The 14,471-nt window shown below is 50.0% G+C and carries 16 protein-coding genes; 15 read left to right on the top strand and 1 reads right to left on the bottom strand.

Going from position 1 to position 14,471, the window contains the following annotated elements:
- Positions 1–25 precede the first annotated feature (25 nt).
- Positions 26–817, top strand: coding sequence for a class I SAM-dependent DNA methyltransferase (locus FPL14_RS04320; protein WP_182301865.1), 792 nt, complete (start codon positions 26–28; stop codon positions 815–817).
- A gap of 48 nt (positions 818–865) precedes the next feature.
- Here FPL14_RS04320 and FPL14_RS04315 read toward each other — a convergent pair whose 3' ends face one another.
- Positions 866–1,744 carry a LysR family transcriptional regulator gene (locus FPL14_RS04315; RefSeq protein ID WP_182301864.1) on the bottom strand — a complete coding sequence of 293 codons (879 nt, stop codon included), beginning with the start codon at positions 1,742–1,744 and terminating at the stop codon, positions 866–868.
- 109 nt (positions 1,745–1,853) lie between these two features.
- Between FPL14_RS04315 and FPL14_RS04310 the strand changes: the two genes are divergently transcribed.
- The 14 genes from FPL14_RS04310 (at position 1,854) to FPL14_RS04245 (ending at position 14,470) form a co-directional block, all read left to right on the top strand.
- Complete coding sequence (locus tag FPL14_RS04310; RefSeq protein WP_182301862.1) at positions 1,854–3,131, top strand: adenylosuccinate synthase; 1,278 nt, start codon at positions 1,854–1,856, stop codon at positions 3,129–3,131.
- Positions 3,132–3,655: 524 nt separating this feature from the next.
- On the top strand, positions 3,656–4,225 hold the full coding sequence (locus FPL14_RS04305; RefSeq protein ID WP_182301861.1) for a hypothetical protein: 570 nt from the start codon (positions 3,656–3,658) through the stop codon (positions 4,223–4,225).
- A gap of 53 nt (positions 4,226–4,278) precedes the next feature.
- Positions 4,279–5,316, top strand: a complete 1,038-nt coding sequence (locus FPL14_RS04300; protein ID WP_182301859.1) for an SAF domain-containing protein — start codon at positions 4,279–4,281, stop codon at positions 5,314–5,316.
- Positions 5,316–5,888 (top strand): hypothetical protein, encoded by a 573-nt coding sequence (locus FPL14_RS04295; protein ID WP_182301858.1) that lies wholly within the window; start codon positions 5,316–5,318, stop codon positions 5,886–5,888. The genes FPL14_RS04300 and FPL14_RS04295 overlap by 1 nt, the downstream gene beginning before the upstream one ends.
- The gene (locus FPL14_RS04290; RefSeq protein ID WP_182301857.1) at positions 5,885–6,676 is read left to right on the top strand and encodes a CpaE/TadZ family protein; all 792 of its coding nucleotides are present in this window, start codon (positions 5,885–5,887) and stop codon (positions 6,674–6,676) included. Before FPL14_RS04295 ends, FPL14_RS04290 begins: the two co-directional genes overlap by 4 nt.
- Before the next feature lie 49 nt (positions 6,677–6,725).
- On the top strand, positions 6,726–8,555 hold the full coding sequence (locus tag FPL14_RS04285) for a Flp pilus assembly complex ATPase component TadA (protein ID WP_182301856.1): 1,830 nt from the start codon (positions 6,726–6,728) through the stop codon (positions 8,553–8,555).
- Between the two features lie 21 nt (positions 8,556–8,576).
- Positions 8,577–10,574: a hypothetical protein gene (locus FPL14_RS04280; RefSeq protein ID WP_182301855.1), complete on the top strand. Its 1,998-nt coding sequence runs from the start codon at positions 8,577–8,579 to the stop codon at positions 10,572–10,574.
- A 191-nt stretch (positions 10,575–10,765) separates the two neighbouring features.
- A complete protein-coding gene (locus tag FPL14_RS04275; RefSeq protein ID WP_182301854.1) occupies positions 10,766–11,338 on the top strand; it encodes a hypothetical protein in 573 nt (190 codons plus the stop codon).
- A gap of 116 nt (positions 11,339–11,454) precedes the next feature.
- Positions 11,455–11,889, top strand: a complete 435-nt coding sequence (locus FPL14_RS04270) for a hypothetical protein (RefSeq protein WP_182301853.1) — start codon at positions 11,455–11,457, stop codon at positions 11,887–11,889.
- A 2-nt stretch (positions 11,890–11,891) separates the two neighbouring features.
- Positions 11,892–12,302 (top strand): hypothetical protein, encoded by a 411-nt coding sequence (locus tag FPL14_RS04265; protein WP_182301852.1) that lies wholly within the window; start codon positions 11,892–11,894, stop codon positions 12,300–12,302.
- Between the two features lie 2 nt (positions 12,303–12,304).
- Positions 12,305–12,724, top strand: coding sequence for a hypothetical protein (locus tag FPL14_RS04260; RefSeq protein WP_182301851.1), 420 nt, complete (start codon positions 12,305–12,307; stop codon positions 12,722–12,724).
- 13 nt (positions 12,725–12,737) lie between these two features.
- Complete coding sequence (locus FPL14_RS04255) at positions 12,738–13,025, top strand: hypothetical protein (RefSeq protein ID WP_182301850.1); 288 nt, start codon at positions 12,738–12,740, stop codon at positions 13,023–13,025.
- Between the two features lie 13 nt (positions 13,026–13,038).
- Positions 13,039–13,488 carry a hypothetical protein gene (locus FPL14_RS04250; protein ID WP_182301849.1) on the top strand — a complete coding sequence of 150 codons (450 nt, stop codon included), beginning with the start codon at positions 13,039–13,041 and terminating at the stop codon, positions 13,486–13,488.
- A 7-nt stretch (positions 13,489–13,495) separates the two neighbouring features.
- A complete protein-coding gene (locus FPL14_RS04245; RefSeq protein ID WP_182301848.1) occupies positions 13,496–14,470 on the top strand; it encodes a hypothetical protein in 975 nt (324 codons plus the stop codon).
- Position 14,471 lies beyond the last annotated feature (1 nt).

The following is a 14,471-nucleotide window of genomic DNA, read 5'->3' as shown; positions in this document are numbered from 1 at the left end:
TCTGTAACAGACTGGGGAGACGACCATGCGTACTTACCGGCAGTTCGCTGCCGTATATGACCGTTTGATGGAGGAAATGCCGTATTCCGACTGGATGAGCTTCGCTCGCCGATGCTGGGATAAATACGGTATACCGAAGACAGTCGTGGATCTCGGCTGCGGAACGGGCAATATGACGATACCGCTAGCCCGATCGGGCTTCAGCGTGTTCGGGATCGATATCTCCTCGGAGATGTTATCGGTTGCCCGCAGCAAATGGGACGAGCCGGCTACGCGAGGCGGATATCGGGACGAGCCCGGAACGATTCGTTGGCTTCAGCAGGATATGCGGGACTGGGAGCTCCCGCATCCAGTGGATGCGGTTATCAGCTTCTGCGATTGCTTGAACTATTTAACGGAACCGCAAGACGTGTCGGCAACGATACGTCAAACTTATCACGGCTTGGCGCCGGGAGGGTTGTTTCTGTTCGACGTCCATTCTCCGAGACAATTGGAGAGGTACGCGGAAGAGCAGCCGTTCGTGTATGACGAGAAAGACGTCGCTTATCTGTGGACTTGCGATTACGACCCGGATCGGATGGAAATCGAGCATTCGCTCACTTTCTTCATTCAAGAAGAGACGTCTCCCAAGAGCGGCGGTGCATTGTACTGCCGCTTCGAGGAATCTCACGTACAGAGAACGTACGATCCCGATTGGATTGCGGAGCAGTTAACCGAAGCCGGGTTCGAACTGCTTCATCGACTTGCCGATTTCACTTGGGACAAGCCGAACGAGGAATCGGAACGACTGTTTTACGTGGCTCGCAAGCCGGAATAGTCTCATAGAACGAATGGAATTAAGGCGCCCATGCAAGGGCGCTTTTTATTATGGCAATAGTTCCAGCAATCGTCTCGAAGCGGAGGAGAGCGGAGTTCCGCTAAGTGTCGCGATTCCGACATGCCGCTCGGGTACCGCGGGGATCAGCGGAATTTCAACAAGCGTTCCCGCGTCTAGTTCGTTTTGCGCGTATTCGCGGGCAACGAAAGCCAAGCCGAAACCGCTGCGAACGAATTGAATGATCAAATCGATGCTGCCGAGCTCGAACTCGGGCTTTAACGTTACGCCATGGCTAGAACTGTACCCATCGAGAAACCGGCGAGTGTTGCCGCCCGATTCTAACATCAACAAGGGATAACGGCTTAGCTCCTCAAGATGGAAAGGCTGCTCTGCCAGAGCGGCATATGCTTTTCCTCCTATAAGGCATTCATGCAGAGCTTGGCTTTCCCGGAAATTTACTCTGCCGTCCGCCGCGGGAAGGTTCACGATGCCGAAATCGATTAGTCCATTTTTCAACAAGGCTAACGTCTCTGGTGTCGTCCGGTTCGTGACGTGAATCCGAACGTTCGGATAAGCTTGGTGATATTGCTCGAGATAAGGCAGCAGAAAATGTTTGCATAGAGTGTCGCTTGCTCCGATATGGATTTCCCCGCTGTCGAGATTGTGCATCTCGGCTATTTTCTTTTCCCCGATTTCCATGAGCTGAAAAGCTTGTTTAACGTGGCTGAACAGCACCTCTCCTTCTTTCGTCAATACGACGCCTTTCGGAGTCCGGAAGAACAATTGACCGCCAAGCTGGCTCTCAAGCTGCTTGAGCGTATGGCTGACGGCAGGCTGAGTGATATGCAACTTCTCGGCTGCTCTAGACAAGCTTCCTTTAACCGCGGTCCAATAGAACGCGCGATACCATTCGGTATTGATGTTCATGACATTACCCCTACTTATATCTGATATTAGTTATATCAATTATTTTTATGATGATAACACTCTTATAATAAGCTTTGCGGAGTCAAAACGAAATAGGAGGCCGGATAACATGGCGGTAACGGCAATAGTAGGGGCGAACTGGGGGGACGAAGGCAAAGGCAAAATGACGGATCATTACGCCGCTAATTCATCTTACGTAGTGAGGTTTCAAGGGGGCAGCAACGCGGGACATACGATTATCAACGACTATGGTAAATTCGCTTTGCATATGCTGCCTTCGGGCGTATTCCATTCGAATGTCACGAATATTATCGGTCCGGGAGTGGCCGTAGATGCCGCTCAACTGCTAAGAGAGCTGGAGGCATTGCAGGATCGGGGCGTGCCCGAGCCGCGCGTTCGATTGTCCGAAAGAGCGCAAGTCGTTCTTCCCGTGCATCGGCTATTCGACGAGTTAGAGGAGGAAAGGCTCGGCTCTAACGGATATGGTTCTACGAAAAGGGGAATCGCTCCGTTCTATGCGGACAAATACGCAAAGCTGGGCATCCAAGTATCGGATCTATTCGACGCGGCCCGATTGCAAATCAAGATGGAGAAGCTGCTTATGGCCAAAAACGTTTTGCTCGTGCACTTGTATAACAAACCTCCGGTACGGATAGATGATTTGCTCGGCCAACTGCTAGAGTTGGGAGAGAAGCTCCGACCAATGGTTTGCGATACGACTGGCTTGCTTCGGAGTGCTATGGAGAAGGGGGAGCCGGTTTTGCTGGAAGGACAGTTGGGAGCGCTCCGGGATCCGGATCACGGTATATACCCGTATTCCACTTCCTCTTCCACGCTTGCGGGGTTCGCGCCGGTCGGAGCCGGATTGCCGGCGCATGCGATTACTCGCGTGATCGCGGTAGTCAAAGCGTATTCCTCATGCGTAGGCGCGGGACCGTTCGTTACGGAGTTGGGTTCCTCGGAGTCGGAAGAGCTTCGTCGCAGAGGCGGGGACGCGGGAGAGTACGGGACGTTGACGGGACGTCCGAGACGGGTAGGCTGGTTCGACGCGGTTGCCACGAGGTACGGATGTATGCTGCAGGGCGCGACGGATGTCGTGTTGACGAATCTCGACGTGCTCGGTTATTTGGACGAAATTCCGGTATGCGTCGGATACGAAGTGGATGGGGTCGCTATCGATCGTTTTCCGATAACCGCGGAATTGGATCGGGCAAAGCCCATATTTAGAAAATTTCCAGGCTGGAAAAGCGATATTACGGGCATTCGGGCATTCGATAATTTGCCTGATGCTGCTCAGGTATACGTGAAGTTCATCGAGTCTGCGATTGAAGTGGAAATATCAAGCGTATCGGTAGGGCCTCATAGAGACCAGATTATCAATCTCTAGATAAAGTTAAATTATAGATAGCATACAAAAAGACCTTGAAGGAGTTGCTTCAAGGTCTTTTTGTACATGACTGTTGAACTAGCAAGCATATCTTAAGAATGATATGTTAAACAAAATAACGACATTATGTACCAAAACACCAACCTAAAAACTACCTAAAGAGGTGTTTTTCGACAAAATTTTACATCTTTCGTCAAAAAAAGTGATATACACTAAAAATACTAAATGCTATACTCTGCTTGTCAAGAGGAATTCAGAGATTTGAATTGGTTATTGACAACTGCCAAAGTATATGTTTAAGGGAAAATAAAAAACCAATACCAGTTAACTTTGGCCGGTCGGCTGGTATTGGTTCCGTGGTTGCAACTTCTATGCGCGGCATAAAGTCGCTTATTTGCTATTCTACCATAAGCGTATTTTCCAGTGCAAGCGAAGCGCAATGCTAGGCTTGACACTCGCAGCATACGAAAAACGCCGTTGCAGCTTCGCAATTCCATTCTTTGCATAGAGGGGTGGCGAGACCATTGAAGAAGCCGGCAGTCGTCGTGATCGGAATTCTGCTATTGCTTATACCTCTTCCCATCTACTTGTTCGCTCAGCAGAACACTGCTGCCCAGCAGCAGCCCGAAGGCATTGTCGTCAGAGAAGCTATCGCCGGCGGCTCGCATTATATCGTCTATGCATATGACGATACCCTCTACCTTAAGCATACAAACCAAAATACAACAACACCCCTTCGCAAAGTAACCGGCCAATTCGATCCGATTTTGAAAACGTTTAGCAGCAACGCCGTTACGGATTTTGCTTACTTACCAGGGACCTCGCTGATCGATCCGGCAAGCTTAAGGCTGGGCATAAGTCCGTCAATTCCTTATACGTACGATTCAACGATCGAGAACTCCTCCGCCTATCTGGAGACTTTGCGTCAGGATGGTTGGCGAACGATAGGGTTATATTCCACACCGAAATATATCGACACGTACTTGGAGAAAAAAGCAACCTTAGCACGGGTGATCATTTTGAAGAACAGCATCAAAGTATTCCACGATATCCAAGGCCGATTGCCCGATCCTGAGCAATTTGTCCGGGAGTGAACATTCTTGGTTCAAAGTGAATGAATATAAAGTTCTACTTGGAGGATGTACATATGAACATGGAATGGAATTGGAAGACGATTGCGATCGTAACAGGCGTAGTATTGCTATTCCTACTGACCAACGTCGGTCAATATTTCATTTTGTGGGGACCTAAGCAAGAGTCTATGACCAAGCAGTTCGAAGAGGAGAAAGCGGTATTGCAGGCCACCATCGACGAATACGGTCCGATGGTCGGCATCTGGACGGTGAAGGAAGGCGCCGATGGCCTGTTCCCCGGCAAGACTATCGAGGAAACCGACTTGGAGCTCCGGGAAATTCCGCAGTCTCTGCTAACGAGAAGTTTTATTCTAGACCCGGAAGCGATCATCGGCAAATATTACCGAATCGGGTTGAATTCCGGAACTCCGCTTAGCATGGATTTTGTCATGGAGGATCCGATCGACGATACGACCAGGGATTACGACGTCGTCGCGAACGTGCTGCCGATCGGCATCAAGGTCGGTGATTATATCGACTACAGAATCGTTTATCCTCGCGGGGAAGATTTTATCGTGCTCACACATAAGCGCATCGAGGCGATTCATGACAAGACAATGAAGCTAAGGATGACGGAAAACGAAATTCATTTCTATCAAGCGGCTTTGGTTGATTATTTCCTGCAGAAGAAAGATGGAGCCACATTGTATATGGCGAGATACGTCGAACCCGGCATTCAGAAGCCTGCTATCGAATATTATGCGATTCCGAAAAACATCCAAGCGATCATGCTGCTCGATCCTAACGTATCGCAGCAAATCAACGGCGAGATGAACGCTGCGACAAGAAAGATAATCGATAAGGCAATTCTAAGCGTTACGCAGGAAATTGGATCGGCGATTTCGTCGGGCAGAAGCGAGATTCAAGGGAAAATCGACAGCGGAGCAACGAAGCTAGAAAACGACCTAAAGGCGTTATTGGAATTACAGGCGCAGGCCGCGATGAACTCCGAGGGTGTCCAGGATACGACCCAGCCGTCTCCTGACACGCCGCCCGCAGGATCGTCTTCCGATTCCGCATCCTTTACCGTCGAGGAAGGGGTCGTCGAATAATGCTGATCGGCGTATACGGTTATACGGACAAGCGTCCCGTTATCTACGCGCTCATGAAGCTGTTGCAGGCTACCGGTGACGTCGCTTTGTTCAGCAACAACCGGCACTACAAGCGGCTGCTGGCGCCGGGCGAATCTCAGGGGCACCTCGCGAACATGATGATCGCGATCTCCGATGCATCCCCCGATGAAATATTCGAGGAAGTGGGTTATTCGCAAGACGATTTCGAGCATGTCATCTTCGATATTCAAGATACGCTTCCGGAAAATCTGTCTCAGATCATTTACGTCAAGAGTTATGCGCCTAACGAGGAGGAGCAAGCATTTCTCGATATTCTGGGCGCTTACAAGACGATCAAGCTGACTTATGACCGCAAGCGGGAAAAGGATGCCATAAACGTATCGCCGCTAGCCTCAATCTGGAAAAGCGTAGAGGAGATCGAGACGTATCGCATACTTAACCCGATTCCATCAACGGATTTGAATAAAGGGCTGGCCGCGTTGCTGGCTCCGGAGCTTAATCTGAAAGTCAAAACCGCTCTTAAACTGTTGACGAGGAGGTGGGGCAAGTGAATATTGCCGTTATCTCTCCGGATCGCAAGCAAGGCGGGACGACGATTAGCGTGCTGCTGGCGATTGCCTTGGCGCAGACGCAGAATCTATCGACTTGTCTTACTTATACGGGCAGCAACAACAAAGCGATGGCGGGCGTTCTCGGCTTAAAGCCGACGGAGGATAAGACGAGGAACTTGACGCAAGTCATCAAGATGCTTGAAGCCAGCGCGATCTCGCGCGACGAAATCCAAGATTATTGCATTAAGGTGCCGAACGTGCCCAACCTGCAGGTCATCGAAACGGCTTCGGAGACGGTGTCCTATGAAGATAGCGCGAAGTTAATCCGCTTTGCCATCGAAAGTCTGAACCACGAGATCGTTATTACGGACGTCACGACCGAGATCTACGAAGAAGTGACGCAATCGGTTATCGACAATGCCGATCTGATCGTCATGGTACTCACTCAGTCCAAGGATGTAGGGGATAAGCTGGCGTATTGGGAAACGGCCGAGGTGATCAGGCATCTGAACGCGAAAGGTCTCGTGTTCGTGTTTAACCAATACGACCCTTACGTCGAAGCGTTCAGGGAAACGACCAAACGACTCGGATTAAGACACAGGCGCTGCGCCAAGATTAGCTACAATCCGTTCATCAGGCGCACGAGCAATAAAGGGAATCTGCAAAGCATCCTTTCTTTTATTCTCGACAAGGATCCGCGCGTCATCGAGCTTAATAACGATCTGAAGGAATGCGTCATGATGATACTGGCCAACTTGGGCAGAAAAACCGTTTGGCCGCACAAATAAGAGAGCGCGCCGCACTAGGCGGAGACCGGTTGGATTGGAGGAAGCGTTCTTGAACTTAAATACTCTGCTCATCATAGTATCCCTCCTGGCTATCGCGGTACTGCTGATCCTTCTCTATCTGAAGGCTAAGCGGGAGAAGCCGGATATCGAGTTGTCGGACAAGCTGACGTTGGACAGAATCTTGGAGATCGTCAAGTACAGCCTTGCCGATATGGTCAAGGACGAGAGCTTCGCGGGATTGGCGGACGAGGAATTCGAATCGTTGTACAAGCGCCGGGCACGCATTATCGACGCGATTCAGAACTGCGTGTATGGCATCGATTCCGCCAAGCTGATCGTTCAAGACTTGATTAGAAGCTTAATCGCCGATCTGCTGAAGACGGAAGAGGATATTTTGCAGGTGTTCGATTTCCACGCGCGGAACTTGGACCAGCGGGTCAAGTTCGAGATTCTGATGTACTACTATAAGAAAACGCATGGCAAGGACGCACTGGCGGAGATGATTAACGAGTACAGATTGGCTAGGGAGCGTTATGAGATCGAGGACAAATCGCAGCCTTCCTATTTGATCTCGAACGAGGATATCGACGCCATCTATGCGGAGAAAAATTACGAACTGACCTATCACGTCATGTTGGACATTCTCTCCGTTATGGTTTATCAGCGTTACAAAGGCTTTGGCGTCGTCGACACGTTGCGCGAGATGAACATTAACGGCTTTAACTGCGGAACTTCCGGTTCCATCCTAAGCGCCTTGCTGAACAAGGATAAGGACATTATGAAGGCGCCAAGGTCGGTATGGCTTTACTTTAACGGGAAGTACATTCATCTTCGTTTTCTTACATTTAACTCGGAAGAGGAATTAAGGCGGGTCGTTCAGCTCTTATGCCGTTATAACAACCCAGGGCCGTTGACAGAGAAGCGGGGTTATTTGGTCAATACGATGTACGACAAGTCGCGTGTGCTCGCGCTAAGGCCTCCGGCCGCGGAATACTGGGCCGTGTTCATACGCAAGTTCACGCTAAGCGATTCGTCCTTGCCGGCGTTGATCGACAAACCTTATGTGAACAAGGCTTACCTCGCGATTAATCTGGTGATGTATTTGATGATGGGGCAGATCACTTGCGGCTTTACCGGCCGGCAAGGCGCAGGCAAGACGGTGATGATGACCGCGGCCGTCAAATATATCGATCCGCGGTACACGGTGCGCGTGCTGGAGATGGCACCGGAGATGTACTTGCGGGAGTTGTATCCAGAGAGAAACATTTTGTCCGTCCAGGAAACCGAATACGTATCGGCTTCCGAGCTGCAGGACGCGCTCAAGAAATCCGATGCCGCGGTGTCCATCGTCGGCGAGGTCGCAACCGACGCGATCGCCGCCCGGATGATCCAGATGGGGCAGGTCGCATCGATTTTCACGATCTTCTCGCACCACGCCAACATGGCGGAGCAACTGGTCTATGCGATCCGGAACTCGCTCGTGAACGCGGGCGGCTTCACGGGCAATATGATCACCGCCGAACAGCAGGTTATCGACGTTATCCGCGTAGACATCCATTTGAACTATACGACGGACGGGCGTCGATACATCGAACGCGTGTCGGAGATCGTTAAGCTGGACGTCAGCGTTCCTTATCCCGACTATGACGCGGGTAATCCCGTTCATTCGATGAACGAAATCACGAAGGAATACTACACCCGGCAGACCGATCGCAAGTCGTTTACGACCCGGGATATCCTGAAATATAACTTGGAGACGGATACCTACGAAACCTTCGATTGGTTTACCACGGACCTGACGCAGAAGATGCTGGAAGTCATGCCGCCGGATAAGATGAAGGATTTCAAGTCTTTTATTCTGGATAACTGGAGGCTGTGAGCCTATGCTCACGATACGATTATGATATTCCTTATCATTGCGATCATGCTCACGGCGATACTAGGCATCTCGATGATTATCGTCTCCGACCGGAAAAAAGCGAAGAAACGCAGATTAGGAGCAGCGAAGAAGAAAGGAATCATTTCGCTAGCGACTTATATCAAGATAAGCAAATTTCTGGACGAGTTCTTCTTGTCCAGGGGCAGCTTCCGACGAGTCAAGCAAAGAATGGGAGAACTGTCGGTATATAGCTACCAAGAAATTCAGGTCTTTTCAGTCAGAATCTATTCGATCTCCATGGTCGCTTCGATCGCTCTCGTAGTCGCAGGAGCGATAATCTTCCGGGACTTGTTCTCGACGCTGCTCGTGCTCTTGTATGCGGTGGTCATGAATACGGTCATCGTATCAAAGCAAGTCGATAGCGTGCACTTCAAGCTGTTGAAGCAGATGTCGATGTCCGTCTCTTCGCTGCGGCAAAACTATTTACGCTTAAACTCTATCCCGCAAGCGATCGCTGAAACCGAAACCGGGGCGGAGCTGCAAAGGGCGTTCGAGGATATTTACTTGATCCTGACGGATGTTGACGGCAAGCGGCGTTTGGACGAGTTTTATGCGATGACGCCTTTCCGGTTGTTGTGTACGCTTGCCGGCGTCTGCTACATCCTGAACAATTCGGGGGACACGAAGCTGAGCAACGGTTCCTCTAACTTCTTGCAAGCGATGGGCATGCTGGCGGACGAAGTGAATCTGGAAATCAGAAGAATTACGCTTCAGAAGGCCCGTTTCGGGTTTCTCGAATATTTGCCCATCGCGCCGTTGTTCGCTATCGGGGTAATCGAGCGATTTTTTAGTTCGATCATTCCCGGTACGACGGTTATGTACAACGGCCCCATCGGCTATATTTCCAGAATCGTCATCCTGCTCGCCTCGATCATTGGATATACGGTCATCGTAAAGATCAACAGCGCGGTGTCCGTCAAGAAGGATGATCGGAATCCGCTCGTCATGTTCTGCATGAAGAAGTTTTCTTGGTTCTCCAACCTTGTGAACGACATCCTTCCGAAAAAACAGCTCAAGCGAGGGAGAAAGCAGCGGATTATCAAAGGCGCGCTAAGCATGACGGACCTAAGACATATGTACGCTAGTAAACTCGTATTCGGCTTTATTGCTTTCGTTATGTGCATGCTCTTCATGTTCTTTGCGGTGAATCTGGGCAAGCAATTCGTTTATTCCAACGTCAAGGAAGTATCCCTGGTCGGCGGAGAACAGCTTGATGCGGAAGATGTAGAAATCCGGAAGAAGATGGATAAGATCTATCTTGAATTGCCGGCGGCGCTGAGCGAAAGCAAAACGAAGGATTTCGTCAAGCAATACTTGTCCGATTTGCCTCCCTTCGATCAAGACGCGCAGATCAAGCGGCTGCAAGAAAAATATAAAAGCTACCATAATACGTACTTCAGATGGTGGATGATCGTGATCGCGTTCGGAATTGCCATAGCTTGCACTCGAATTCCAGAGCTGTTGCTTAAGGGCAGGACATGGCTGCTCAAGACCGAAAGCGAAGAGGACGTGCTGCAGCTTCAGACGATGATCTCCATCCTCATGAACACGTCTACCGATACGCTTGACACGCTGTTCTGGCTGGAACGCCAGAGCCGGGTACACAAGAACGCCTTGATCGACGCTTATCACGAGTACCCGTCGAATCCCGACCTGGCGTTGAATCGCTTGAAAGCCAAAGCCGTTCTTCCGGGTTTCCGCAGGCTGGTGGACAAGCTGATCCTGACGATTCATCAGATTACGCTAGCCGAAGCGTTCAGCGATCTTGTCACGGAGAGGGATCACGTTTTGCGAATACGGGAAATCTCCCAGACAACGACGCTCAACAAGAAGAGAGCGATGGTCAGCCCGCTTGCGATGGCCCCTCTCGTCTTAACGGCGGTTCTCTATATTCTAGTACCGTTAGGCATATTGGGTTTCAGAGAGTTCACGGCAGCGTTGTCCAACATCGATTATTAGCAGGATCACAATAGATTCCGTTAAGGGGGTGAGTACGAATTGAGCAATGTGCCATGGATTCCCATCGTTGCGGTAGTCGTCTTGGTCATCGCCGGAATATGCGTCTTCGTGTTCGCGCGCAAGAGAGCTTGATTTGTACTTGGCGCAAAAATCTTAAAAACAATCTTAAAAAAACGAGGAGTGAGTAAACAATGGAAGGTGAATTGGGATCAGGCGCTAGGATAGCCATAGCGCTTATCGTTATCGGGGTTATTATTTCGGTTATTTTCGTAATTCTGGGCTTTACGAGAGGCACGACGAACTCTGGGATTACGACGGTGCAGAACTCGATGGATTCGATGTCGTTGGCGCAATTTGATGATTACGACCAGAAGATCTTATCGGGTACGCAAGTGACTTCCGCGATTAAGTTGTTTGATGGCAGGCCGGTGGCGATGGTTGTTAGGACAAGGGCGTTAAGGGCGACACCTACTACTGCTGCTGCAGAAGGCCATAACTATGGCGCTCTGCTTGTAGGTTCAACACCAAGCGGTTCTGGCGATAATAGAATTTTTACAACAGTTACTATGTCTAAAGCAGCACTAACGAATTCCTTTTACACTCATAATTTACAAACTACTGGAACAGAACAGTATAACATGTTAATTATTCCGACGACCCGATCAGGAACTCCCACATTTATTAGACCGACCGCTAAGTTTATGGCAGAACTGATCCAAGATGCGACCGGCACGATAGTCGGCATCTGCTTTACGCAGCAATAGTTTGCTTTTTGTACTGTTCGGATTCACGAGCCATATTGGCTCGTGTGTCCTATAGAGTATAGAAATTGCTAGATTTTAGTTGAAATTTATGGCTAAAGGATAAGGAGGAATCAGGTATGAACGAATGGTCGACGACGATATGGGCGAGTATTAGCGCCATGACGGCTGCCCTCGTGCTTACTCTAATCATCACGCTTGGTTCGCTCGCACGAGAGAGCGCGAATATTCAACAAGAGAGCGACGCTGCCGTCGAGAATATCAAAGAGTATCGGAAGTATAACCAATTCGACGGAACGATAAATTTATTTCCGACGGACGTGATAACGGCTATTACAGAATCCGACGGCATGCCCAAGGTTACGGTTTATGGACGTGGCCCCGTAAGTCCGAGAGAGTGGAGTAAGGCAACGCCGGCTTCGCAGTTCCGTACATCGGAGTTAGTTAAAGACAATGTAGCCGGAGGGCTCTTCGATCCCACCGACCGATATACCTCGGAGTTAGTTCCGGATGCGAACGGAGCCATCGTACAAATTATTTTCAGGAGGCAGTAGAGATGGATAACGAAGTGAGCCATGGGATTCATCTTACCGTGAATATGGTAATCATCGCTGCCATAGTCGCCATGTTGGCGTTGTTCATCACGCTAGGCCAAAATTTCGGCAGAAACGCCCAAACGGTTATCGCGGACAATCAAGCTTCGGCGTACGCGGCCGAATTAAGAGCGATGAGGAATTACGAATCATCGATTCCCGCTGCTTCCGCTTACATTCTATTAACGAAAAACGTGGGCGCTGTTCGATCGATATCGGGAGCGGCGTTCGGCGTATCCATAACTAGCATAGAAGATTTAACCAGAATCATGGACAACAAAGTCAGATTGCGCGTTGAACCGGTGACGAACGGGCCGGAAGATGCATCGCGTTCCGATTTTGATTACTACACAGTCGAAGTAACGGAGGGATAACGATGGAACAAGCGGATGACGCTTTCGATTTTGTTACGCTAATAGCCGCGTTGATTATCTTTACGCCGATTTTGGTGTTTATCATGGTTCCGTTTCTTAAAGGCGACGTAGGCGGCTTCGACGTGCAGATCGAGAAGACGGCTAGAGTCACCGAGGCCGAGATTATCCCGGAAAATCGGCAACTTACGACTAATGATGTGCTGCTGATGCTAGCCGTCGCGGACAAATATACGCCTAGCCCGAACAATATCAGACTTAGCGTTAACGGCTCTTTCGAAATTCCGTTAGACGATAACTTCTTTATCGATCGAGCCGCAACCGTTAGGGCAGCGAAAGCGGCAATGCCCGACAACGTGCCGGTAAAGCTGGAATTATTCTCGGGGGCGGCCGGCTTGAGGTTCTGGGACGTACAACGTCAATAAGGAGGAATACCCGATGAAGTTGTTCGGTTTACTCGTTCCGTCGTTCAGGAAAGGCGTGTCCGTCATCATCGCCGATCCCGTCTGCGCGCGCGGCCAAAGCGCCGAAAATATTTTCCGCTATCTGGATCCGAAGAACGAATATAAACGAAACCTATACGGCCCGTTAAAGAAAGGCGCCAAGGGACGTATCGTAGCGATGATTAAGTATAAGGACGCGGCAGGGGAAACGAACATTTATTGCGGCGTGCTGATCAAAGAAATTTTGTACGCGGTCGACGAGTCGAGATTAGCCAGGGCGTAAGGGGGGTCTAAACATGACGGACATTTTCAATAAAATATTGGGAGTGTTGCTCGCGTTCACGCTGCTTGCCGGAGGGCCGCTCGTCATTAATACGATGAGCAAGGATCTGACAATGAACAGAAGCGTGCTCAACGAGATGACTAACCTGATTGACAAAGTGACGGATAATGGAAGACTCACCCCCGAGGATAAAGAGGATTTCTATATCGCGATTTCCTCGCATGGCATGACGATGGACGCCACGATCCGAAGATATATGAAGGTCGTCAACCCGGACGGGCCGAATAGCACGGCAACGAGCTATATGCTTAACGACGATATAAGCAAATGGAACCAAGGGGACATCATCAAAGTAACGGTTAAAGCGATTGATTATACGGGGGCGCAAAGATTGCAAAATCAACTGTTGCGCATTACGCCCGCCAAATTCGATCAGACATTATCCGGCATGGTGAGAAAGTAGGCAGGCGATGGGAAGAAATCTCGGAATCGTAAACATGCTCGCCGTCGTTTTCATCGCAGCCTTACTCGTCGCTTATATCGTCTATGTGCAGAAGGAAAAAAGCGAGATCGAGCAGCTCAAGCTCTCGTATGCGATCGACTATGCCAGCGATGCGGGGGCGATGGCCATGCTGGAGACGACTAACCTCGATATGGATTATACCAAAGGCCAATTCTCGTTTTCTGTCGATCCGCAGCTCGCGCTGGACGCCTTCTTGGATGTGTTTTGCTTTAACTACGATATGATGCCTACGGAGCAGAACAAAGCCTTGTTAAAAGATTTCATTCCGGTAGCTGCGGTTGCCACAAATGACGGTTACTATATGGCTACTCATCAGCTCGTTCGCAACGGCGGGGGCAATTATCCCGATAATCCTGGGGGCGAGGTGAACGATGGGGATTGGGATCTCGTTTTCGGAATGAAGATGCCATATCTGTATGCTTCCGGATCCGATATTTACGCGTTGAATATGGGGCTGAAGCACTCCTTGAAGATAAACAATAACAGCTTGACGAAGCCCGAAGGCATCCCGCCGGGCCTTACCGAGGTGACCGCCAGAGCGCTCATGAGCAACCTTGTTTCGGAGGATATGGCCAACAGCATCGACGAGATGAACGAAACGAATCCGTACTGGCGGAATGCTTTTTATATCCCTAGTCAATTGACGAAAAACTCGGGAGTCAATCCGATCGAAGGTCCAAGCTTTCTTGTGCTCGTACAAGGCGTCAATCTAACGACTTCTAGGCCGATTAGCGGCTTCAGCGTTTCGGGAACGAAGATCGTCGGCGCGCGCATGGTTATCGGTTATAAACCGGGCGGCGTGCCATTATACGCGTATGCCGACAAGGTGGATGAAGGGACCGTAACGGTGGTTGATCTGTTCACTTCAATCGAAGAAGCAGCCGAGGCCGGATATTATATGGATCTGGAAGTCATGAAATAGC

The sequence above is a fragment of the Cohnella cholangitidis genome (assembly GCF_014107495.1).
GTDB lineage: Bacteria > Bacillota > Bacilli > Paenibacillales > Paenibacillaceae > Cohnella > Cohnella cholangitidis.
This window is presented reverse-complemented; position numbering and strand designations above follow the sequence as displayed.